A 15802-nucleotide genomic window follows, 5' to 3' on the forward strand; every position below is an offset into this window, starting at 1 on the left:
GAGCTCCATGCGCAAGGGCCGCGTGGCCCGCCGTATCAATCTGATCTTCATACGACGGATCAGGCGGCGCATGATGATCAGCGCTGGCCGTTCACGGCCGCGGGTTGGTCCAGACCGAAGTGGCGGCGGTAACGCTCGTCCATGCGGTCCATTTTCAGCAATACCGGGAAGTCCGCGGCATTGAAATCCGGGTCCCAGGCGGGTTCGCCGCAAACCTTGGCACCCAGCTTCAGGTAACCCTTGATCAGCGGCGGCACCCGGGCCGGCAACGAGCTGTTCAGCTTTTCCACCGGATACCGGTGCAGCGGCATGACTCGCGGCTCGTTGTCCAGCGGCAGCTGCTTGGAAATCGTGCGCCAGACTTCCGCCGCGGTCACGCCATCGTCGCGCAGGCTGACGCTTGCGCAACCCAGCACGTATTCGTAACCGCCACGGCGCAGGTATTCAGCCAGGCCGGACCACAGCAGCATGATGACGGCGCCGTTGCGGTAGTCGGCGTGCGTACACGACCGGCCGACTTCGACCAGGTTGTCGCGGATCGAACCCAGGCCGGATAGATCGAATTCGGATTGCGAGTAGTACCCGCCCGCCTCCCGCGCCTTTTCAGGCGTCAGGATCCGGTACGTGCCGACGATGCGGCCCGTGTCCATTTCGCGGACCATCAGGTGTTCGCAGAAGGGATCGAAACGATCGTGTTCGATACCGTCCTGGGCGTCGGGAAATACCACGCCCATATCCTCAGTGAAGACCTCGTAGCGCAGACGCTGAATCTGCTCGATTTCTTCAGCTGTGCGCGCCAGGCCGACCGCCAGCACCTTCGGGGCGGCGCCCGTGAATGGTTCGGCGGGATTACGGCTTGGGTTGATGCGTGCTAGTTCCAGCATTGCGCGAAGCTCCTAGAGAGTCCAGTCAGTGTGGACGCCCTGTATGTCAAAGACTTGACCAATATGTTACGTGACTATGAAGTTTAATTCGGGGGAGATAGGTCAACTTTAGGCAAATCTCGACAAAACTTTACAATTAAATACCGGCCTTGAATGCACAAAAGCCACCCCCGCTGACGGTGGGTGGCTTTCGTCCAAATAGGCCTATCGCGCTTACCCCAGGCTGGCGGCAAGCTTCTCGGCGCACGACACGGCAAGGGATTCATCCTCGGCTTCGACCATCAGCCGCAACTTCGGTTCCGTCCCCGACGCGCGGATCAGGATGCGGCCCCGGCCGCCCAATTCGGCCTCGACCGCCTTGCGCGCAGCGGTCAGGCCGGCATGCGTCTTCCAGTCCTGGCCGGGGGCAAGCGGCACGTTGATCATCTTCTGCGGATACATGCGCAGATCGCCGACCCATTGCGCCATCGACACGTTGTTGCGGCGCAGGGCCGTCAGCACCTGCAGCGCGGCGATGATGCCGTCGCCTGTCGAATGGCAATCCAGGCAGAGCAGATGGCCGGAGCTTTCGCCGCCGTACAGCCAACCGCGCGACTGCATCTGCTCCAGCACGTAGCGGTCGCCCACGTTGGCGCGCTCGAAGCCCACGCCCAGGCGCTCCATCTCACGCTCGAAACCGAAGTTGGTCATCAGCGTGCCAACCACGCCATCCACCTTGTTGCGCTGCATGCGTTCACGCACGATCGCGTACAGGAGTTCGTCGCCGTTATAGATGCGGCCGTCGCCATCCACTACCTGCAGGCGATCGGCGTCGCCGTCCAGCGCGATACCCAGCTGGGCGCCACGGGCCTTCACTTCCTGGGCCAGCATTTCGGGGTGCAAGGCACCCACGCCCTTGTTGATGTTGAAGCCGTCGGGATGCACGCCGATGGCATGCACCTCGGCGCCCAACTCCCGGAACACGTGCGGTGCGATGTTGTAGGCAGCGCCGTGCGCGGCGTCCACCACGATCGTCATGCCGTTCAAGTCAAGATCGTTGGGGAACGTGCTCTTGCAGAATTCGATGTAGCGGCCCTGCGAATCGGCCATGCGGCGCGCGCGGCCCAGGCCCTCGGAGGAGACGCAGCCCAGCGGCTCGTCCAACGCGGCTTCGATGTCGGCTTCGATCTCGTCGGGCAGCTTCATGCCCTGCGCCGAGAAGAACTTGATGCCGTTGTCCTGGTACGGGTTGTGCGACGCGCTGATGACGATACCCGCCACCAGGCGCAGCGCCCGGGTCAGGTAGGCCACGGCGGGCGTCGGGATCGGCCCGGCCAGCAACACATCGATGCCCGCGGCCGACAAGCCGGCTTCCAGGGCGGATTCCAGCATGTAGCCCGAAATGCGGGTGTCCTTGCCAATCACGACCTGCGGACGGCTACCGCCGCGCGCCGCGTGTTCGCGCGCCAGCACGCGGCCAGCCGCGTAGCCCAGGCGCAGGGCGAATTCGGCGTTGATCACCGGACCGCCGACTTCGCCACGTACTCCATCCGTACCAAAATACTTGCGTCGAATCATGAACTGATTGCTCCTTGTTCAGCCGCGTGCCATACCTTAAGGGCATCCACGGTGGCGGCGACATCGTGCACACGCACGATGGAAGCCCCCCGGGACACACAGGCAAGCGCAGCGGCAATGCTGCCGGACAACCTGTCGCCAACGGGCCGGCCAGTGGCCTGGCCGATCATGTTTTTACGCGACAGGCCGATCAGCAATGGATAACCCGTGCTGCGCAGGCTCGATAGCCGGCGCAATAATTGAAAATTCTGGTCCGCCGTCTTGCCGAAACCGAAGCCCGGATCCAGCACGATACGGCGGGGATCGATCCAGGCCGCACGCAGCTTTTGCGCCCGCGCGCCCAGGAATAGACCGATTTCGCCGATCAGGTCTGTGTATTCGGGCGGGCTGGCCTGCATCGTGCGGGGCTCGCCCTTCATGTGCATCACGCATAGCCCGCAGCGCGATTGCGCCACGGCCTCGATGGCGCCAGGCTGCCTGAACCCGTAGATGTCGTTGATCATGTCCGCGCCTGCATCCAGCGTGGCGCGCATGACTTCCGGCTTGAAGGTGTCGATGGACAACGGCACGCCGCAATCGCGCAGCGCTTCGATCACCGGCAGCAGCCGATCCAGTTCGTCCGCCACCGAGACCGGGTCTGCGCCCGGGCGCGTGGACTCGCCGCCCAGATCCAGGATGTGCGCGCCTTCTTCGATCAACTGGCGCGCATGCGCCACTGCGGAATCCGTATCGTCGTGCTGGCCGCCGTCGGAAAAGGAATCCGGCGTGACATTGACGATACCCATGACAAGCGGGCGCTCGAGATCAAACTCGAAGCGCCCGCAAAGAAAGTTATTTGCCATAACTCAGGACAAAAAACCTCAGACAGCTGCTGCCGTGCTACCGCCAGCTGCCAGGCCGGTGGTCGGCGGCGTGTCGGTCGAATCCGACGGGCCTTGCGGCGTCTTCGGGGGACGCGGCGGACGGCCTTCGATGATGTCGTTGATCTGGTCTGCGTCGATGGTTTCCCATTCCAGCAGGGCCGACGTCATCACTTCGACCTTGTCGCGGTTCTCTTCCAGGATCTTGCGCGCAACACCGTACTGCTCGTCGATGATGCGGCGGATCTCGGTGTCCACCTTCTGCATGGTGGCTTCGGACATGTGCGTCGTCTTGGTGACGCTGCGGCCCAGGAACACTTCGCCTTCGTTCTCGGCGTAGACCATGGGGCCCAGTTCGTCGGTCATGCCGTAGCGCGTGACGATGTCGCGGGCGATGGCGGTGGCGCGTTCGAAGTCGTTCGAGGCGCCCGTCGTCATCTGGTCCATGAAGAGCTCTTCAGCGATGCGGCCGCCGAACAGCACAGCGATGGTGGACAGCAAGCGGCCCTTGTCCATGCTGTAGCGGTCGGTTTCGGGCAACTGCATCGTCACGCCCAGCGCACGGCCGCGCGGGATGATCGTAACCTTGTGGACCGGGTCGGTCTTGGGCAGCAGGCGGGCAACGATCGCGTGGCCGGATTCGTGGTACGCGGTGTTCTTGCGTTCCTCTTCGGGCATCACGATGGAGCGGCGCTCGGCGCCCATGATGATCTTGTCCTTGGCCTTTTCGAAGTCGGACATATCCACGGTGCGGCCATTGCGGCGCGCGGCGAACAGAGCGGCTTCGTTGACCAGGTTGGCCAGGTCGGCGCCCGAGAAACCGGGGCAGCCGCGTGCCAGGATGGTCGCGTCGACGTTAGGCGACAGCGGAACCTTGCGCATGTGGACCTTCAGGATCTGCTCGCGGCCACGGATATCGGGCAGCGGCACAACCACTTGGCGGTCGAAACGGCCCGGACGCAGCAAGGCCGGGTCCAGCACGTCGGGACGGTTGGTGGCAGCGATCACGATGACGCCCTGGCCGGATTCGAACCCGTCCATTTCCACCAGCATCTGGTTCAGGGTCTGTTCGCGTTCGTCGTTGCCGCCACCCAGGCCGGCGCCACGCTGACGGCCCACCGCATCGATTTCGTCGATGAAGATGATGCAGGGAGCGTGCTTCTTGGCGTTTTCGAACATGTCGCGCACACGGGCAGCGCCCACGCCGACGAACATTTCAACGAAATCGGAACCCGAGATGCTGAAGAACGGAACCTTGGCTTCGCCGGCGATGGCCTTGGCCAGCAGCGTCTTACCGGTACCGGGCGAGCCGACCATCAGCACGCCGCGCGGAATACGGCCGCCCAGCTTCTGGAACTTGCTGGGGTCGCGCAGGAAGTCGACCAGTTCCTGGACGTCTTCCTTGGCTTCATCGCAGCCGGCAACGTCAGCGAACGTGATCTGGTTGGTGTTTTCGTCAAGCATGCGGGCGCGGGACTTGCCGAAGCTGAACGCGCCGCCCCTGCCGCCCCCTTGCATCTGTCGCATGAAGAACACCCAGACGCCGATCAACAGCAGCATGGGGAACCACGACACGAAGATGCTCATCAGCAGCGATTGCTCTTCGCGCGGCTTGCCCGACACCTGCACGCCGTACTTCAGCAGATCGGAGACCATCCAGAGGTCGCCCGGCGAAGTCAGCGTATAGGCGCGGCCCGCGTCCGGGGTGACGTACAGCACGTCGCCCTGAACGTCGACCTTGCGGATACGTCCCGCCTTGGCGTCGTCCATGAACTGCGTGTAGGTCACGCCGTCCTGGGTCTGAGCGCGTCCGTCGAACTGTTTGAAGACGGTAAATAGCACGAGGGCTATCACCATCCAGACAGCGACTTTCGAAAATGAATTATTCAAGGTCGATCTCCTGCTTTCGATTCCGACCGGCGACCGCGCACCCGCATATGGCACAGTCACAAGTATGTCAATAGCCCATTCTACCCTGTTGGACCCGATTGCGTCCTGGGATCCCTGGGGCCCGTGTATTTACGTCTGATTCGTGATTTGTTAGGTCGTTGTCTCGCCAAGCAGGTAGCGTTTTTTTTGGGTTCCGGAGCAACAGGCCCCGGACCGGGGTTACTTCAGATCGCGGGCAACCAGAAAGGTTTCAGAGGACTTCGCCCTCGACGCCTTCGGCTTGCGCTCGACCACCCGCTTGAAGTGCTGCTTGAAGCTTTGCACGATCTGCGAAAAACCGCTGCCGTGGAAAGCTTTGACGATCAGCACCCCGTCGGGCTTGAGGTGAGCGCGGGAAAACTCCATCGCCAAGTCGCAAACATGCTGGATGCGCGCGGCGTCGGCAATCCCCACGCCTGACAAGTTGGGGGCCATGTCTGAAATAACAAGGTCCACCGCGTGCGATCCGACCATGTCTTCCAATTGTTTCAGGACTTCATCTTCGCGGAAGTCGCCCTGGATGAATTCCACGCCCGCAATGGGTTCCATGGGAAGCATGTCCAGCGCAATAATACGTCCGTCCACGACCCCGCCCGGCCCCGTCAGGCGCTCTCGCACCACTTGGGACCAGCTGCCGGGCGATGAACCCAGGTCCACGACCAGGTCGCCCCGGCGCAGCAGCTTTTCATTGTCCAGAAGCTCGATCAGCTTGAACGCGCCACGGGCTCGATAGCCCTTCTGTTGCGCCAGCTTCACATAGGGATCATTGATGTGCTGGTGAATCCAGTCTTTAGAGAATTTATTCTTGGCCATTACCGTACAATTCCACGCATGCCTATATTAGAACTTACCTCTCGTGAGCGCAGCGACCTTCGGTCCGCCGCCCACCCCCTGCGCCCCGTCGTCCTGATTGGCGACAATGGCCTGACCGAAGCCGTGCTCAAGGAAATCGACCTGGCACTGTCTTCGCACGGCCTTATCAAGGTACGCGCCGGTGGCGACGACCGCGAGGCCCGCGACACCATGTTGTCGACGATTTGCGACACTCTGTCCTGCGCCCCGGTGCATCACCTGGGCAAGACCCTGATTCTTTTCCGCCCGCTGGCCGGCAACGTCAAGCCTGCCGCGCTGGCCGCCAGGGAGCCCGAAGCCCCTGCCAAGCGCCGCGCCTCCGAGCCCTACACGCCCAAGAAGCTGGCCGCCGAAGGCAAGACCCTGGGCAAGCGTCCGCGCCGCAGCGAGTCCGAAGAGCCCAAGCCGGCCAAAACCCGCTTCGTGCCGCAGGACCAGCTCAATAAGAACGGCAAGCCCATGCGTCCCAGCAACAAACGCGCTACTGACAGCGGCCACGGCATTCCCCGTCGCGCCGGCAGCGCACTCAGCCTTCGGGCCGGGGCACGCAGCGGCACCAGCCGCAAGACGTCGAAAAGGTAAGGCTGGGCACAAAAACGGGCGCTTTACGCGCCCGGTCCACCATAGCGATCCGCGAATGTACCGCGGAATCCAGACGAACGCAGGGTTCGGACTATGGTGTTTTGACAGCTACCTGCTTGGGTGCATGCGTTAGATGTAACGCACGCCCAGAACTTCATACTCGCGAACGCCAGCCGGGGCCTTGACCTCGACCACATCGCCTTCGCTCTTGCCGATCAGCGCGCGCGCCACCGGGCTCGACACGGAAATCAGGTTCGACTTGATGTCGGCTTCGACGTCGCCGACGATTTGGTACGTCACGCGGTCGCCCGAATCCAGGTCTTCGATATCGACGGTGGCGCCAAACACGGCGCGGCCTTCGGCTTCCAGGGAAGACGGATCGATCAGATGGGCGTTGGAAAGCGTGCCTTCGAGTTCGGCAATCCGACCCTCGATGAAACCTTGGCGCTCGCGAGCGGCATCGTATTCGGCATTTTCCGACAGATCACCCTGCGCACGCGCCTCGGCGATCGCGTTAATCACGGCAGGACGTTCCACGGTTTTCAGCCGGTGGAGCTCTTCTTGCAAGCGCTCGGCCCCGCGCACGGTCAAAGGAATGGCAGACATGTCGTTTCCCAAACAAAAGTAGAAAAACGCCCCGAAGGAGCGTTCTCGGTGAAGGTCGTTACCCAGGCGCGCGCATGGGGTCTGTTGCCTTGTGGGCAGGACCTGCGGCGCGGACGACCAAAACAAAACCCCGGCTCGGGTCGGAACCGGGGCAATCAAGGTCATATTGTGGTCAAAGTCCACCGGAATTGCAAGCCGGGGCAGAAAACGTGCTTTTCGGCGCAATTCACCGCCGTAACCCGCTAAAACAGGCGGTTTTCCCAAAAATCCTTGCATGCGGCCCGTGACGCCGCCTGCACGCCCGCACCCACGCGTTGCATAAAAGATACTTGTCGATAGTTTTTTGTATTCCCAATAGTGGGTTTACAAAAAAACCCGCCCGACTACGTCGATAACGACGGTATAAATAACAAGTAGAAAGACTAATAACAATTAAATACAAAAAGCGGTAACCGGCGCTTCTCCTTATTTCAAGTGTTGCGGGCAACGCGGCAGATGCTGCCGCGCGAACGATGGATTGTGCGTGCTTGCAAGTTTCAGGCGGACGCATCGCAGTCATCCGGCTCGACGTCCGCCCCTTCAGCCGCAGGGCCGGTGGGCAACGCCTGCCTGCGCGCAGAGGATCGCGTTCATGAAAGAGGAGCTCTCATGCTGGAAAAATTGAAAGTCCGTACGGGCATGCTGCTGGTGCTGGCGTGCTTTGTCATCGCGCTGGCGCTGGCCTGCGGGTTGAGCTGGATGAATGCGGACAATAGCGTCCGCGAGATCGAAGACCTGAATACCGTGGCGGTGCACCAGGTCGATCCCCTATACGAAGCCAATGGCGCCCTGCTGCGCACGCGGTTGGCGCTGGACGACGCGCTGGCGGGCATCCTGGCCGGCAACGCCGAACAGGCCAGCACGGCCGAACAGGAGGCCGGGCGGGAACTGGCGCAGGCCCGCGAACGTTTCGCGCTATACATGGAAGTGCCCAAGAGCGAACGCGGCCAGGCGCTGGCGGTGATCCTGCAGGGCCGTTTCACGGAATATGCATCGCTGTTGGACACGCTAAGCGCGGCCATCAAGGAACGCGCGCCGGCCAAATACCAGCAGGACGTCGGCAAGACCCGCCAGGCCGACGCCAATTTCGTCAGGGACATGAAGACCTTCCTGGCCCGTGTGCAAGAGCGTAGCGACGGCGTGCTGGCCAGTTCGCAAGCCACCTATTCCAATGCCCGGATCTCGGCGATCGCCCTGCTGACGGTTGCGTTGCTGCTGACCGCCCTGTGCTGGACCTTCATCCGGCGCGGCGTGCTGCAGCCGCTGCAGGAGGCTGGCCGGCACTTCGACCGCATCGCCGGCGGCGACCTGACCACCCGGGTCGAAACCCGCTCCAACAACGAGATCGGCGCCTTGTTCGCCGCGTTGAAGCGCATGCAGGAGGGCCTGACGCGCACGGTGGTGTCCGTGCGCCAAGGCGTCGAGGAAATCAATGTGGGTGCGGCGGAGATCGCTGCCGGCAATGCCAACCTGTCGACGCGCACCGAGGAGCAGGCCGCAGCCCTGGAAGAAACCGCCGCGACGATGGAAGAGCTTGCCGCCACCGTCAAGCAGAACGCCGAAAACGCCGCCCAGGCGAACCAGCTGGCCGCGGTCAGCATGCAGGTCGCGCAGCGCGGCGGCGACAACGTGGGCCAGGTGGTCGCCACCATGCAGGGGATTTCGGAGAGTTCGCGCAAGATTTCCGACATCGTGTCGGTCATCGACAGCATCGCCTTCCAGACCAACATCCTGGCGTTGAACGCCGCCGTGGAAGCCGCCCGCGCCGGCGAGCAGGGCAAGGGCTTCGCCGTCGTGGCGGGCGAGGTGCGCACGCTGGCGCAGCGCGCCGCGCAGGCGGCCAAGGAGATCAAGGGCCTGATCGAAGCGTCCGTGGACACTGTCAAGGCCGGCTCGGCCCAAGTATCCGCCGCCGGCCAAACCATGCAGGAGATCGTGGCGTCGGTGCAGCGCGTGACGGACATCATGGGCGAAATCTCGGCCGCGTCGACCGAGCAGGCAGGCGGGATCGATCAGGTCACGATGGCCGTATCGCAAATGGACGAGGTGACGCAGCAGAACGCCGCGCTGGTGGAAGAGGCGTCGGCCGCCGCTTCCGCGATGGAGGAACAGGCGCGGCGCCTGTCGGAGGCCACCGCGGTGTTCAAGACACAATCAGGTCAGGTGATCGAGGCCGCGCCGGCCCGGGTGTCCGGGGTGAAGCAGGCGGCGCGGCTGTCCAGGTCCTGACCGCCGCGGCCGCCGTGCGCGGGGCTTGCGCCCGCGCCGGGGTCAGCCCGCCGCCGGCTTCCTGCGGCGCAGCAAGGCGTACAGGATGATGGCGCCGAAGGTGGCGGTGCCGATGCCGCCCAGCATGAAGTCGCCCAGCTTGATCGTGAAATCGCCCGCGCCCAGCACTAGTGTGACGGCGGCCACGATCAGGTTGCGGTTGTCGCTGAAATCCACCTGGTTGACCACCCAGATACGGGCGCCGGCGATGGCGATCAAGCCGAACACCACCACCGACATGCCGCCCAAGACCGGGCCCGGGATGGTCTGGATCAGCGCGCCGAATTTGGGCGAAAACCCCAGTACGACGGCAATCAGGGCCGCCACCACGAACACCAGCGTGGAATAGATGCGGGTTACCGCCATCACGCCGATGTTCTCGGCGTAGGTGGTGACGCCGGTGCCGCCCACGGCGCCCGAGACCATGGTGGCCACGCCGTCGCCGACGAAGGCACGGCCCAGGTAGCGGTCCAGGTCCTGGCCCGTCATGGCGCTGACCGCCTTCACGTGCCCCAGGTTTTCGGCCACCAGGATGATGGCCACCGGCACGATCAGCCCCATCGCCTCGGCCTTGAAGACCGGCGCGGCGAAATGCGGCAGGCCGATCCAGGCCGCGGCCGCCACCCCCGAGAAGTCGATGGGCTTGCCCATGCCCATGCCATTGGCCAGCACGGCGTACACCACGCAAGCCAGGATCAGTCCGACCAGGATCAAGAGGCGCTGGACCATGCCCTTCGTGTAGACGGCGATGCCGCCCACGCAGACGATGGTGACCAGGGCCATGAAGGTGTCGAAGCCCGAGGCGCCCATGGCGCCCTTGGCGGCAATCGGCGCCAGGTTCAGGCCGATCACGGCAACCACGGCGCCCGTCACGACGGGCGGCATGAGCGTATCGATCCAATTGGCGCCGCCACCGGCGCGCGCATTGACGATCCAGACGATGACGCCGATCAGCGTGTAGGCCAGGCCGCAGGCAATGATGGCGCCCAGCGCCACGCCGATATTGGCGTTGGCCCCGCCGCCGGCATACCCGGTGACCGCGATCACCCCACCGATGAAGGCAAAGCTGGACCCCAGATAGCTGGGCACGCGGCCGCCGACGAACAGGAAGAAGATCAGCGTGCCGATACCGGACATCAGGATGGCGACGTTGGGGTCGAAACCCATCAGCAGCGGCGCCAGCACGGTCGAGCCGAACATGGCCACCACGTGCTGCGCGCCCATGGCAACGTTCTTGGGCCAGGACAGGCGTTCGTCGGGCGCGATGATGACGCCCGGCTCGGCGTCGTCCGCCAGGCGCCAGCGCGGAAAATAAGAATTGGACATGGGTTTCCCAAAATAGGTGTTGGGTATGAGCGGGCGCCAGTGTAAAGGGGGCCGCGAACAGGCGGCAACGTTTAAGTTTGCCGCCAGAATGCCGTACTAGTGGAAACCCCGAAATCCAAACCGGCAGCAGGAGCAACCATGGCGACCACCCCCATCAACGGCATCTCCCGGAACAACTCGCTGGCCGACCTGTGGGCCGAGCGGATCCAGGCCAACAAGGAAGCCAAGCCGGCCACGGATGGCGAGGCGACCTCGCTGACCGCGGACGGCAAGATCCGCGTCAATACGCCGGGTGGGATGAACGTGGCCAGCACGAACGCCAGCGAAGAAACCGACAATGACGACGAATACACCCGTCAGATCAAGGAACTGCAAAAGCAGCTCAAGCGGGTCATGGACCAGATCGCCAGGGTCAAGGCCAGCGGGATGTCCGATGAAATGAAGGCGCAGCAGCTCATGTCGCTGAATGCGCAGGCCGTGCAGATCCAAGGCCAGATCGCGCAAGTGATGGCGCAGCAGGCGCGCGCCGCGCAAGGCGGCATCTCGACGACCGCCTGACCCGCAACGGCGGGTAACGGGCGCATCATCCAGGCGCCCGCGCTGATGAGGCGCATCAAAATTTCTGATTGGACGCATAGCAGGTCAGACATTACTGTCTCCGGACAAATCAAAAACTACGGAGACAAACCATGCATGCAATGCGCACAGCCCTTGCAGGAGCCCTGCTGGCCGCCTGCGCGGCACCGGCCCTGGCCGGCACCGTCACGGTCATCACGTCGTTTCCCAAAGACCTGACCCAGGCCTACAAGAGCGCCTTTGAAAAGGCCAATCCCGGCATCACGCTGGAAATCCTGAACAAGAATACGGTGTCGGGCATAGCCTATGTGCGCGAAACGCCCGCCGGCCAGCGTCCGGAAGTGTTCTGGGCCAGCGCCCCGGACGCCTTCGAAGTGCTGGGCCGCGACAAGCTGCTGGCCAAATCGTCCGACATGGCGAACAAAGACGTGCCGGACAAGATCGGCAACTACCCCATCAACGACCCGGGCGGCATGTACCTGGGGCAGGCGCTGGCGGGCTACGGCATCGTCTACAACACACGCTATATCGCGGCGCACAAGATTCCGGCCCCCGTGGAATGGAAGGACCTGTTGTCGCCGCAGTGGTTCGGCCATGTCGGCATCACCTCGCCGTCTCGCTCGGGCACGATGCACCTGACCGTGGAGACCATTCTGCAGGGCGAAGGCTGGGATGAGGGCTGGAGCACCTTGCTGCGCATGTCCGGCAACAGCAGCGCCGTCACCGAGCGGTCGTTCGGCGTACCGGACGGGGTGAACAACGGCCAGTTCGGCGCCGGCCCGGTCATCGACTTCTTCGGCCTGTCCAGCAAGTATTCAAAGTTCCCAGTCGAATTCGTCTACCCCTCCGAAACCGCCATCGTGCCCGCCAACATCGCGTTGATCGAAGGCGCGAAGAACACCGAGGAAGGCAAGAAGTTCATTGCCTTCACGCTTAGCCAGGCCGGCCAGGAACTGCTGCTTGAACCGAAGATCTCGCGGCTGCCGGTGCTGCCGTATTCGGCGCTGGCCGGCAAGGTGCCGGCGGGCTATCCCGACCCGGCCGAGATTGCCAAGCGCAGCAAGGTGCAGTTCAACGCCGACCTGTCGCAGACGCGCTACTACGTTGTGCAATCGCTGTACGACCAGACCGTCACGTTCCGCCTGAAGGAACTGCAGGCCGCCACCAAGGCGATCTACGACGCCGAAGCCAAGCTGGGCGACAAGGCCAAAAGCGGCCGCGCCGCCGAGCTGCTGGCGCAGGCGCGCAAGCTGACCTGGGCCCCGCTGGTCGACGGAAAGAAAGCTGCCGACCCGGCCTTCCTGGCGATCTTCGCCGGCAACAAGAAGGACGCGGCCGTGAACCAGCAGATCACCCAGCTGGAAGGCGAGTGGAACGGCAAGTCCAAGGCGAACTACGAAGAAGCCGTCAAGCTGGCCAAACAGGCCGCAGCGCTCTAACCCGCATGACGCGCGCGGCAGCGCACGGGACAGTTCCCGTGCGCTGCGCCGCGGTCCCCTGGCAACGATTTCGGGAATCTCGATGAATTCTTCGGGCCACTCACGCCTGCCCGCCGGCCCCGTATTGACGGCGCTGCTGGTGTTCGGCTTTCTGCTGCTTTTCCTGGCCGTACCCGTGGGCACGGTGTTCTACAGCGCCTTCGTGAACGCCGACGGCAGCCTCACGATGGGCCACTTCGGTGCGTTCTTCAACCAGCCGCTGATGAAGGAAGCCTTTTTCAACAGCCTGTACGTCGCGGGCTGGTCGGCGCTGCTGGCGTCGTTGATCGCCGTTCCGCTGGCGTACTTCACCGTGCGCTTCGAATTCCGCGGCGCGCTGATCATCCAGACGCTCGGCGTGCTGCCGCTGATCATGCCGCCCTTCGTGGGCGCGGTTGCGATGCAGCTGATCTTCGGCCGCTCGGGCAGCGTCAACCTGCTGCTGAACGACTGGTTCGGCTTCACGATCCCGTTCATGGAAGGGCTGAACGGCGTCATCTTCGTTGAGGCCCTGCACTACTTCCCGTTCATCCTGATGAACCTGGTGGTGGCGCTGCGCAACATCGACGGCGCCATGGAGGAAGCCGCCTTCAACCTGGGATCGCGCGGGTTCCGCCTGTTCCGTCGCGTGATCTTCCCGCTGGCGTTGCCGGGCTATGTGGCAGGTACATCGCTGGTGTTCGTCAAAGTGTTCGATGACCTGGGTACGCCACTGGTGCTGGGCACGACCAACATGCTGGCCCCGCAGGCCTATCTGCGCATCACGCAGGTGGGGCTGGAAGACCCGCTGGGGTATGTGATCAGCGTGATCATGATCGCATTCTCGATCCTGGCGCTGTGGCTGTCGGCGCGCGTGCTCAAGGGCCGCGACTACTCCACCCTGCAAAAGGGCGGCAACTCCATCCAGAAGCGCAAGCTGCGCCCGGTGGAAAGCGTGCTGGCCTATGGGTGGATCATCCTGGTGCTGATGTTGGTGCTGTCGCCGCACATGGGCGTGCTGCTGTTGTCGCTGGCCAGCGTCTGGAGCTTCGCGCCGCTGCCTGACGGCTATACGCTGGCTCATTACTCGGCGGTGTTCTCCGAATCCCAGGGCATGATCGCCAACACCCTGCTCTATTGCGGCCTGGCGGCGGGGGTGGACGTCATCCTGGGCACTGCCATCGCCTACCTGATGCTGCGCACCCGCCTGCCGGCGCGCCAATGGCTGGACTTCATGGCATCGGCGGCGCTGGCGATTCCCGGCATCGTGCTGGCGATCGGGTTTTTGCGCACGTTCCGCGGCATCGAGCTGCCCGGTACCGGCACCTTGCTGACTTCGTCGTGGATCATCATCATGATCGCGTACTCGGTCAGGCGGCTGCCCTACGCGCTGCGGTCATGCGTGGCGTCCCTGCAGCAGATCAACGTCTCGCTGGAAGAGGCGGCGCAATCGCTGGGCGCCACCCGCATGAGCACGATACGGCGCGTGGTGGTGCCCTTGATGGCCGGCGGCATGCTGGCAGGCTTCGTGACCAGCTTCGTGACGGCCGCGGTAGAACTGTCGGCCACCATCATGCTGGTCACGAAAGACAGCCAGGCGCCCATGAGCTACGGCATCTATCTGTATATGCAAAGCGCGGCGGGCCGGGGTCCGGGCGCCGCACTCGGCGTGCTGGCGGTGGCCGCGGTGGCCATCGGCACGTATGTATCGCACTTGCTGGTGGAGCGCGCGCAGTCGCGCCAGCGTCCGGCACGCAATGAAGGGGAATCCGCATGAAGAAAGTCAGCGTCGAATGCCGCAACATCCGCCTGTCGTATGGCAAGACGGAAGTGCTCAAGGATGTGAACATCAACATCGAGCCCGGCGAGTTCTTCGCCCTGCTGGGGCCGTCGGGGTCGGGCAAGTCCACGCTGCTGCGGCTGATCGCCGGCTTCAACCGGCATAGCGCGGGGCAGTTGCTGGTGGACGGCAAGGACATCAGCGGCACGCCGCCCTGGGACCGCAACATCGGCATGGTGTTCCAGAACTACGCGCTGTGGCCGCACATGACGGTGTGGGACAACGTGGCCTTCGGCCTTGTCGAACGCAAGCTGCCAAAGGCGGAGATCCGCGCCAAGGTGGAAGCAGCGCTTGAGCTCGTGGGCCTGTCGCAATACGGCAAGCGCCGCCCCAACCAGTTGTCGGGCGGGCAACAGCAGCGCGTGGCGCTGGCCCGCACCATCGTCATCGAGCCGCAGGTGCTGCTGCTGGACGAGCCCCTATCAAACCTGGACAAGAAGCTGCGCGTGCAGATGCGCCAGGACTTGCTTAGTTTGCAGCGGCGGCTGGGCATCACCACCATCTTCGTCACGCACGACCAGGAAGAGGCGATGACCACTGCCGACCGCATGGCCGTGCTGGACCACGGCGTGGTGCAGCAGATCGGCGCGCCCAGCACGCTGTTCGACTATCCGGTGAACCGCTTCGTCGCCAACTTCGTGGGCACGATGAACGTGCTGGAAGGCGATGTGCGCGAGCGCACGAGCGGCAGCGTGGTGCTGGCGGTGGAAGGCATTGGCGACCTGCACTTGCCGCTGACCGCCGAGGCGCCGGCGGCCTCCCGGCTGGCGGCCAGCTTCCGGCCCCACACGGTGCAGATCGAAATGGCCGACGGCCTGGGCGACGCACGCTACGTCTGGCTGCCGGGCGTTGTCGAAAGCAGCGAATTCCTGGGCGAATTCACGCGCTATCAGGTGCTGATCGGCGAACAGCGGCTGACCGCGGACCAGTCGCACCTGGCCGGGCTGTCGCCCTTCCCTGCCGGCGCGCCGGTTTCGATCGGGTTGGAACCTACCCAAGTCCGGCTGCTCGCGGCCTAAACTTGCG

At 63.8% G+C, this 15802-nt stretch carries 13 protein-coding genes; 6 read left to right on the forward strand and 7 right to left on the reverse strand.

Going from position 1 to position 15802, the window contains the following annotated elements:
• Positions 1-77: 77 nt before the first annotated feature.
• The 5 genes from AC27VE_RS24495 to AC27VE_RS24515 form a co-directional block, all read right to left on the reverse strand.
• The gene (locus AC27VE_RS24495) at positions 78-884 is read right to left on the reverse strand and encodes a GNAT family N-acetyltransferase (RefSeq protein ID WP_315137705.1); all 807 of its coding nucleotides are present in this window, start codon (positions 882-884) and stop codon (positions 78-80) included.
• 213 nt (positions 885-1097) lie between these two features.
• Entirely contained in the window at positions 1098-2441 is a 1344-nt protein-coding gene (gene glmM, locus AC27VE_RS24500; RefSeq protein ID WP_488705243.1) for a phosphoglucosamine mutase, read from the reverse strand.
• Positions 2438-3283: a dihydropteroate synthase gene (gene folP / locus AC27VE_RS24505; RefSeq protein ID WP_488705244.1), complete on the reverse strand. Its 846-nt coding sequence runs from the start codon at positions 3281-3283 to the stop codon at positions 2438-2440. The genes glmM and folP overlap by 4 nt, the downstream gene beginning before the upstream one ends.
• Before the next feature lie 18 nt (positions 3284-3301).
• Positions 3302-5191: an ATP-dependent zinc metalloprotease FtsH gene (ftsH, locus tag AC27VE_RS24510; protein WP_169271655.1), complete on the reverse strand. Its 1890-nt coding sequence runs from the start codon at positions 5189-5191 to the stop codon at positions 3302-3304.
• A 219-nt stretch (positions 5192-5410) separates the two neighbouring features.
• The gene (locus tag AC27VE_RS24515; protein ID WP_488705245.1) at positions 5411-6043 is read right to left on the reverse strand and encodes an RlmE family RNA methyltransferase; all 633 of its coding nucleotides are present in this window, start codon (positions 6041-6043) and stop codon (positions 5411-5413) included.
• Positions 6044-6061: 18 nt separating this feature from the next.
• Between AC27VE_RS24515 and AC27VE_RS24520 the strand changes: the two genes are divergently transcribed.
• Positions 6062-6664, forward strand: a complete 603-nt coding sequence (locus AC27VE_RS24520) for a YhbY family RNA-binding protein (RefSeq protein WP_088590513.1) — start codon at positions 6062-6064, stop codon at positions 6662-6664.
• A gap of 129 nt (positions 6665-6793) precedes the next feature.
• Here AC27VE_RS24520 and greA read toward each other — a convergent pair whose 3' ends face one another.
• Positions 6794-7270: a transcription elongation factor GreA gene (gene greA / locus AC27VE_RS24525; RefSeq protein WP_006222879.1), complete on the reverse strand. Its 477-nt coding sequence runs from the start codon at positions 7268-7270 to the stop codon at positions 6794-6796.
• A 648-nt stretch (positions 7271-7918) separates the two neighbouring features.
• On the opposite strand from greA, the gene AC27VE_RS24530 reads away from it, so the two are divergent.
• A complete protein-coding gene (locus AC27VE_RS24530) occupies positions 7919-9538 on the forward strand; it encodes a methyl-accepting chemotaxis protein (protein WP_488705246.1) in 1620 nt (539 codons plus the stop codon).
• Between the two features lie 42 nt (positions 9539-9580).
• On the opposite strand, the gene AC27VE_RS24535 is transcribed toward AC27VE_RS24530, so the two are convergent.
• The gene (locus tag AC27VE_RS24535; RefSeq protein WP_488705247.1) at positions 9581-10903 is read right to left on the reverse strand and encodes a solute carrier family 23 protein; all 1323 of its coding nucleotides are present in this window, start codon (positions 10901-10903) and stop codon (positions 9581-9583) included.
• Between the two features lie 138 nt (positions 10904-11041).
• Here AC27VE_RS24535 and AC27VE_RS24540 point away from each other — a divergent pair, with 138 nt between their 5' ends.
• From AC27VE_RS24540 to AC27VE_RS24555, 4 genes are all read left to right on the forward strand, one after another.
• Positions 11042-11461 carry a FlxA-like family protein gene (locus AC27VE_RS24540; RefSeq protein ID WP_488705248.1) on the forward strand — a complete coding sequence of 140 codons (420 nt, stop codon included), beginning with the start codon at positions 11042-11044 and terminating at the stop codon, positions 11459-11461.
• A 131-nt stretch (positions 11462-11592) separates the two neighbouring features.
• Positions 11593-12918 (forward strand): extracellular solute-binding protein, encoded by a 1326-nt coding sequence (locus AC27VE_RS24545; RefSeq protein ID WP_488705249.1) that lies wholly within the window; start codon positions 11593-11595, stop codon positions 12916-12918.
• 82 nt (positions 12919-13000) lie between these two features.
• On the forward strand, positions 13001-14713 hold the full coding sequence (locus AC27VE_RS24550) for an ABC transporter permease (RefSeq protein WP_006222874.1): 1713 nt from the start codon (positions 13001-13003) through the stop codon (positions 14711-14713).
• Complete coding sequence (locus AC27VE_RS24555; RefSeq protein ID WP_006222872.1) at positions 14710-15795, forward strand: ABC transporter ATP-binding protein; 1086 nt, start codon at positions 14710-14712, stop codon at positions 15793-15795. The genes AC27VE_RS24550 and AC27VE_RS24555 overlap by 4 nt, the downstream gene beginning before the upstream one ends.
• Positions 15796-15802 lie beyond the last annotated feature (7 nt).

It is taken from the genome of Achromobacter sp. 18P8.1.1 (genome assembly GCF_057799415.1).

What these genes read in the sequence shown, in the direction of transcription:
- AC27VE_RS24540 (WP_488705248.1), top strand. Translation starts at nt 11,042, where the DNA reads ATGGCGACCACCCCCATCAACGGCATCTCCCGGAACAACTCGCTGGCC.
- AC27VE_RS24550 (WP_006222874.1), top strand. Translation starts at nt 13,001, where the DNA reads ATGAATTCTTCGGGCCACTCACGCCTGCCCGCCGGCCCCGTATTGACG.
- AC27VE_RS24530 (WP_488705246.1), top strand. Translation starts at nt 7,919, where the DNA reads ATGCTGGAAAAATTGAAAGTCCGTACGGGCATGCTGCTGGTGCTGGCG.
- AC27VE_RS24515 (WP_488705245.1), bottom strand. Translation starts at nt 6,043, where the DNA reads ATGGCCAAGAATAAATTCTCTAAAGACTGGATTCACCAGCACATCAAT.
- AC27VE_RS24535 (WP_488705247.1), bottom strand. Translation starts at nt 10,903, where the DNA reads ATGTCCAATTCTTATTTTCCGCGCTGGCGCCTGGCGGACGACGCCGAG.
- glmM (WP_488705243.1), bottom strand. Translation starts at nt 2,441, where the DNA reads ATGATTCGACGCAAGTATTTTGGTACGGATGGAGTACGTGGCGAAGTC.
- greA (WP_006222879.1), bottom strand. Translation starts at nt 7,270, where the DNA reads ATGTCTGCCATTCCTTTGACCGTGCGCGGGGCCGAGCGCTTGCAAGAA.
- AC27VE_RS24555 (WP_006222872.1), top strand. Translation starts at nt 14,710, where the DNA reads ATGAAGAAAGTCAGCGTCGAATGCCGCAACATCCGCCTGTCGTATGGC.
- AC27VE_RS24545 (WP_488705249.1), top strand. Translation starts at nt 11,593, where the DNA reads ATGCATGCAATGCGCACAGCCCTTGCAGGAGCCCTGCTGGCCGCCTGC.
- folP (WP_488705244.1), bottom strand. Translation starts at nt 3,283, where the DNA reads ATGGCAAATAACTTTCTTTGCGGGCGCTTCGAGTTTGATCTCGAGCGC.
- AC27VE_RS24520 (WP_088590513.1), top strand. Translation starts at nt 6,062, where the DNA reads ATGCCTATATTAGAACTTACCTCTCGTGAGCGCAGCGACCTTCGGTCC.
- AC27VE_RS24495 (WP_315137705.1), bottom strand. Translation starts at nt 884, where the DNA reads ATGCTGGAACTAGCACGCATCAACCCAAGCCGTAATCCCGCCGAACCA.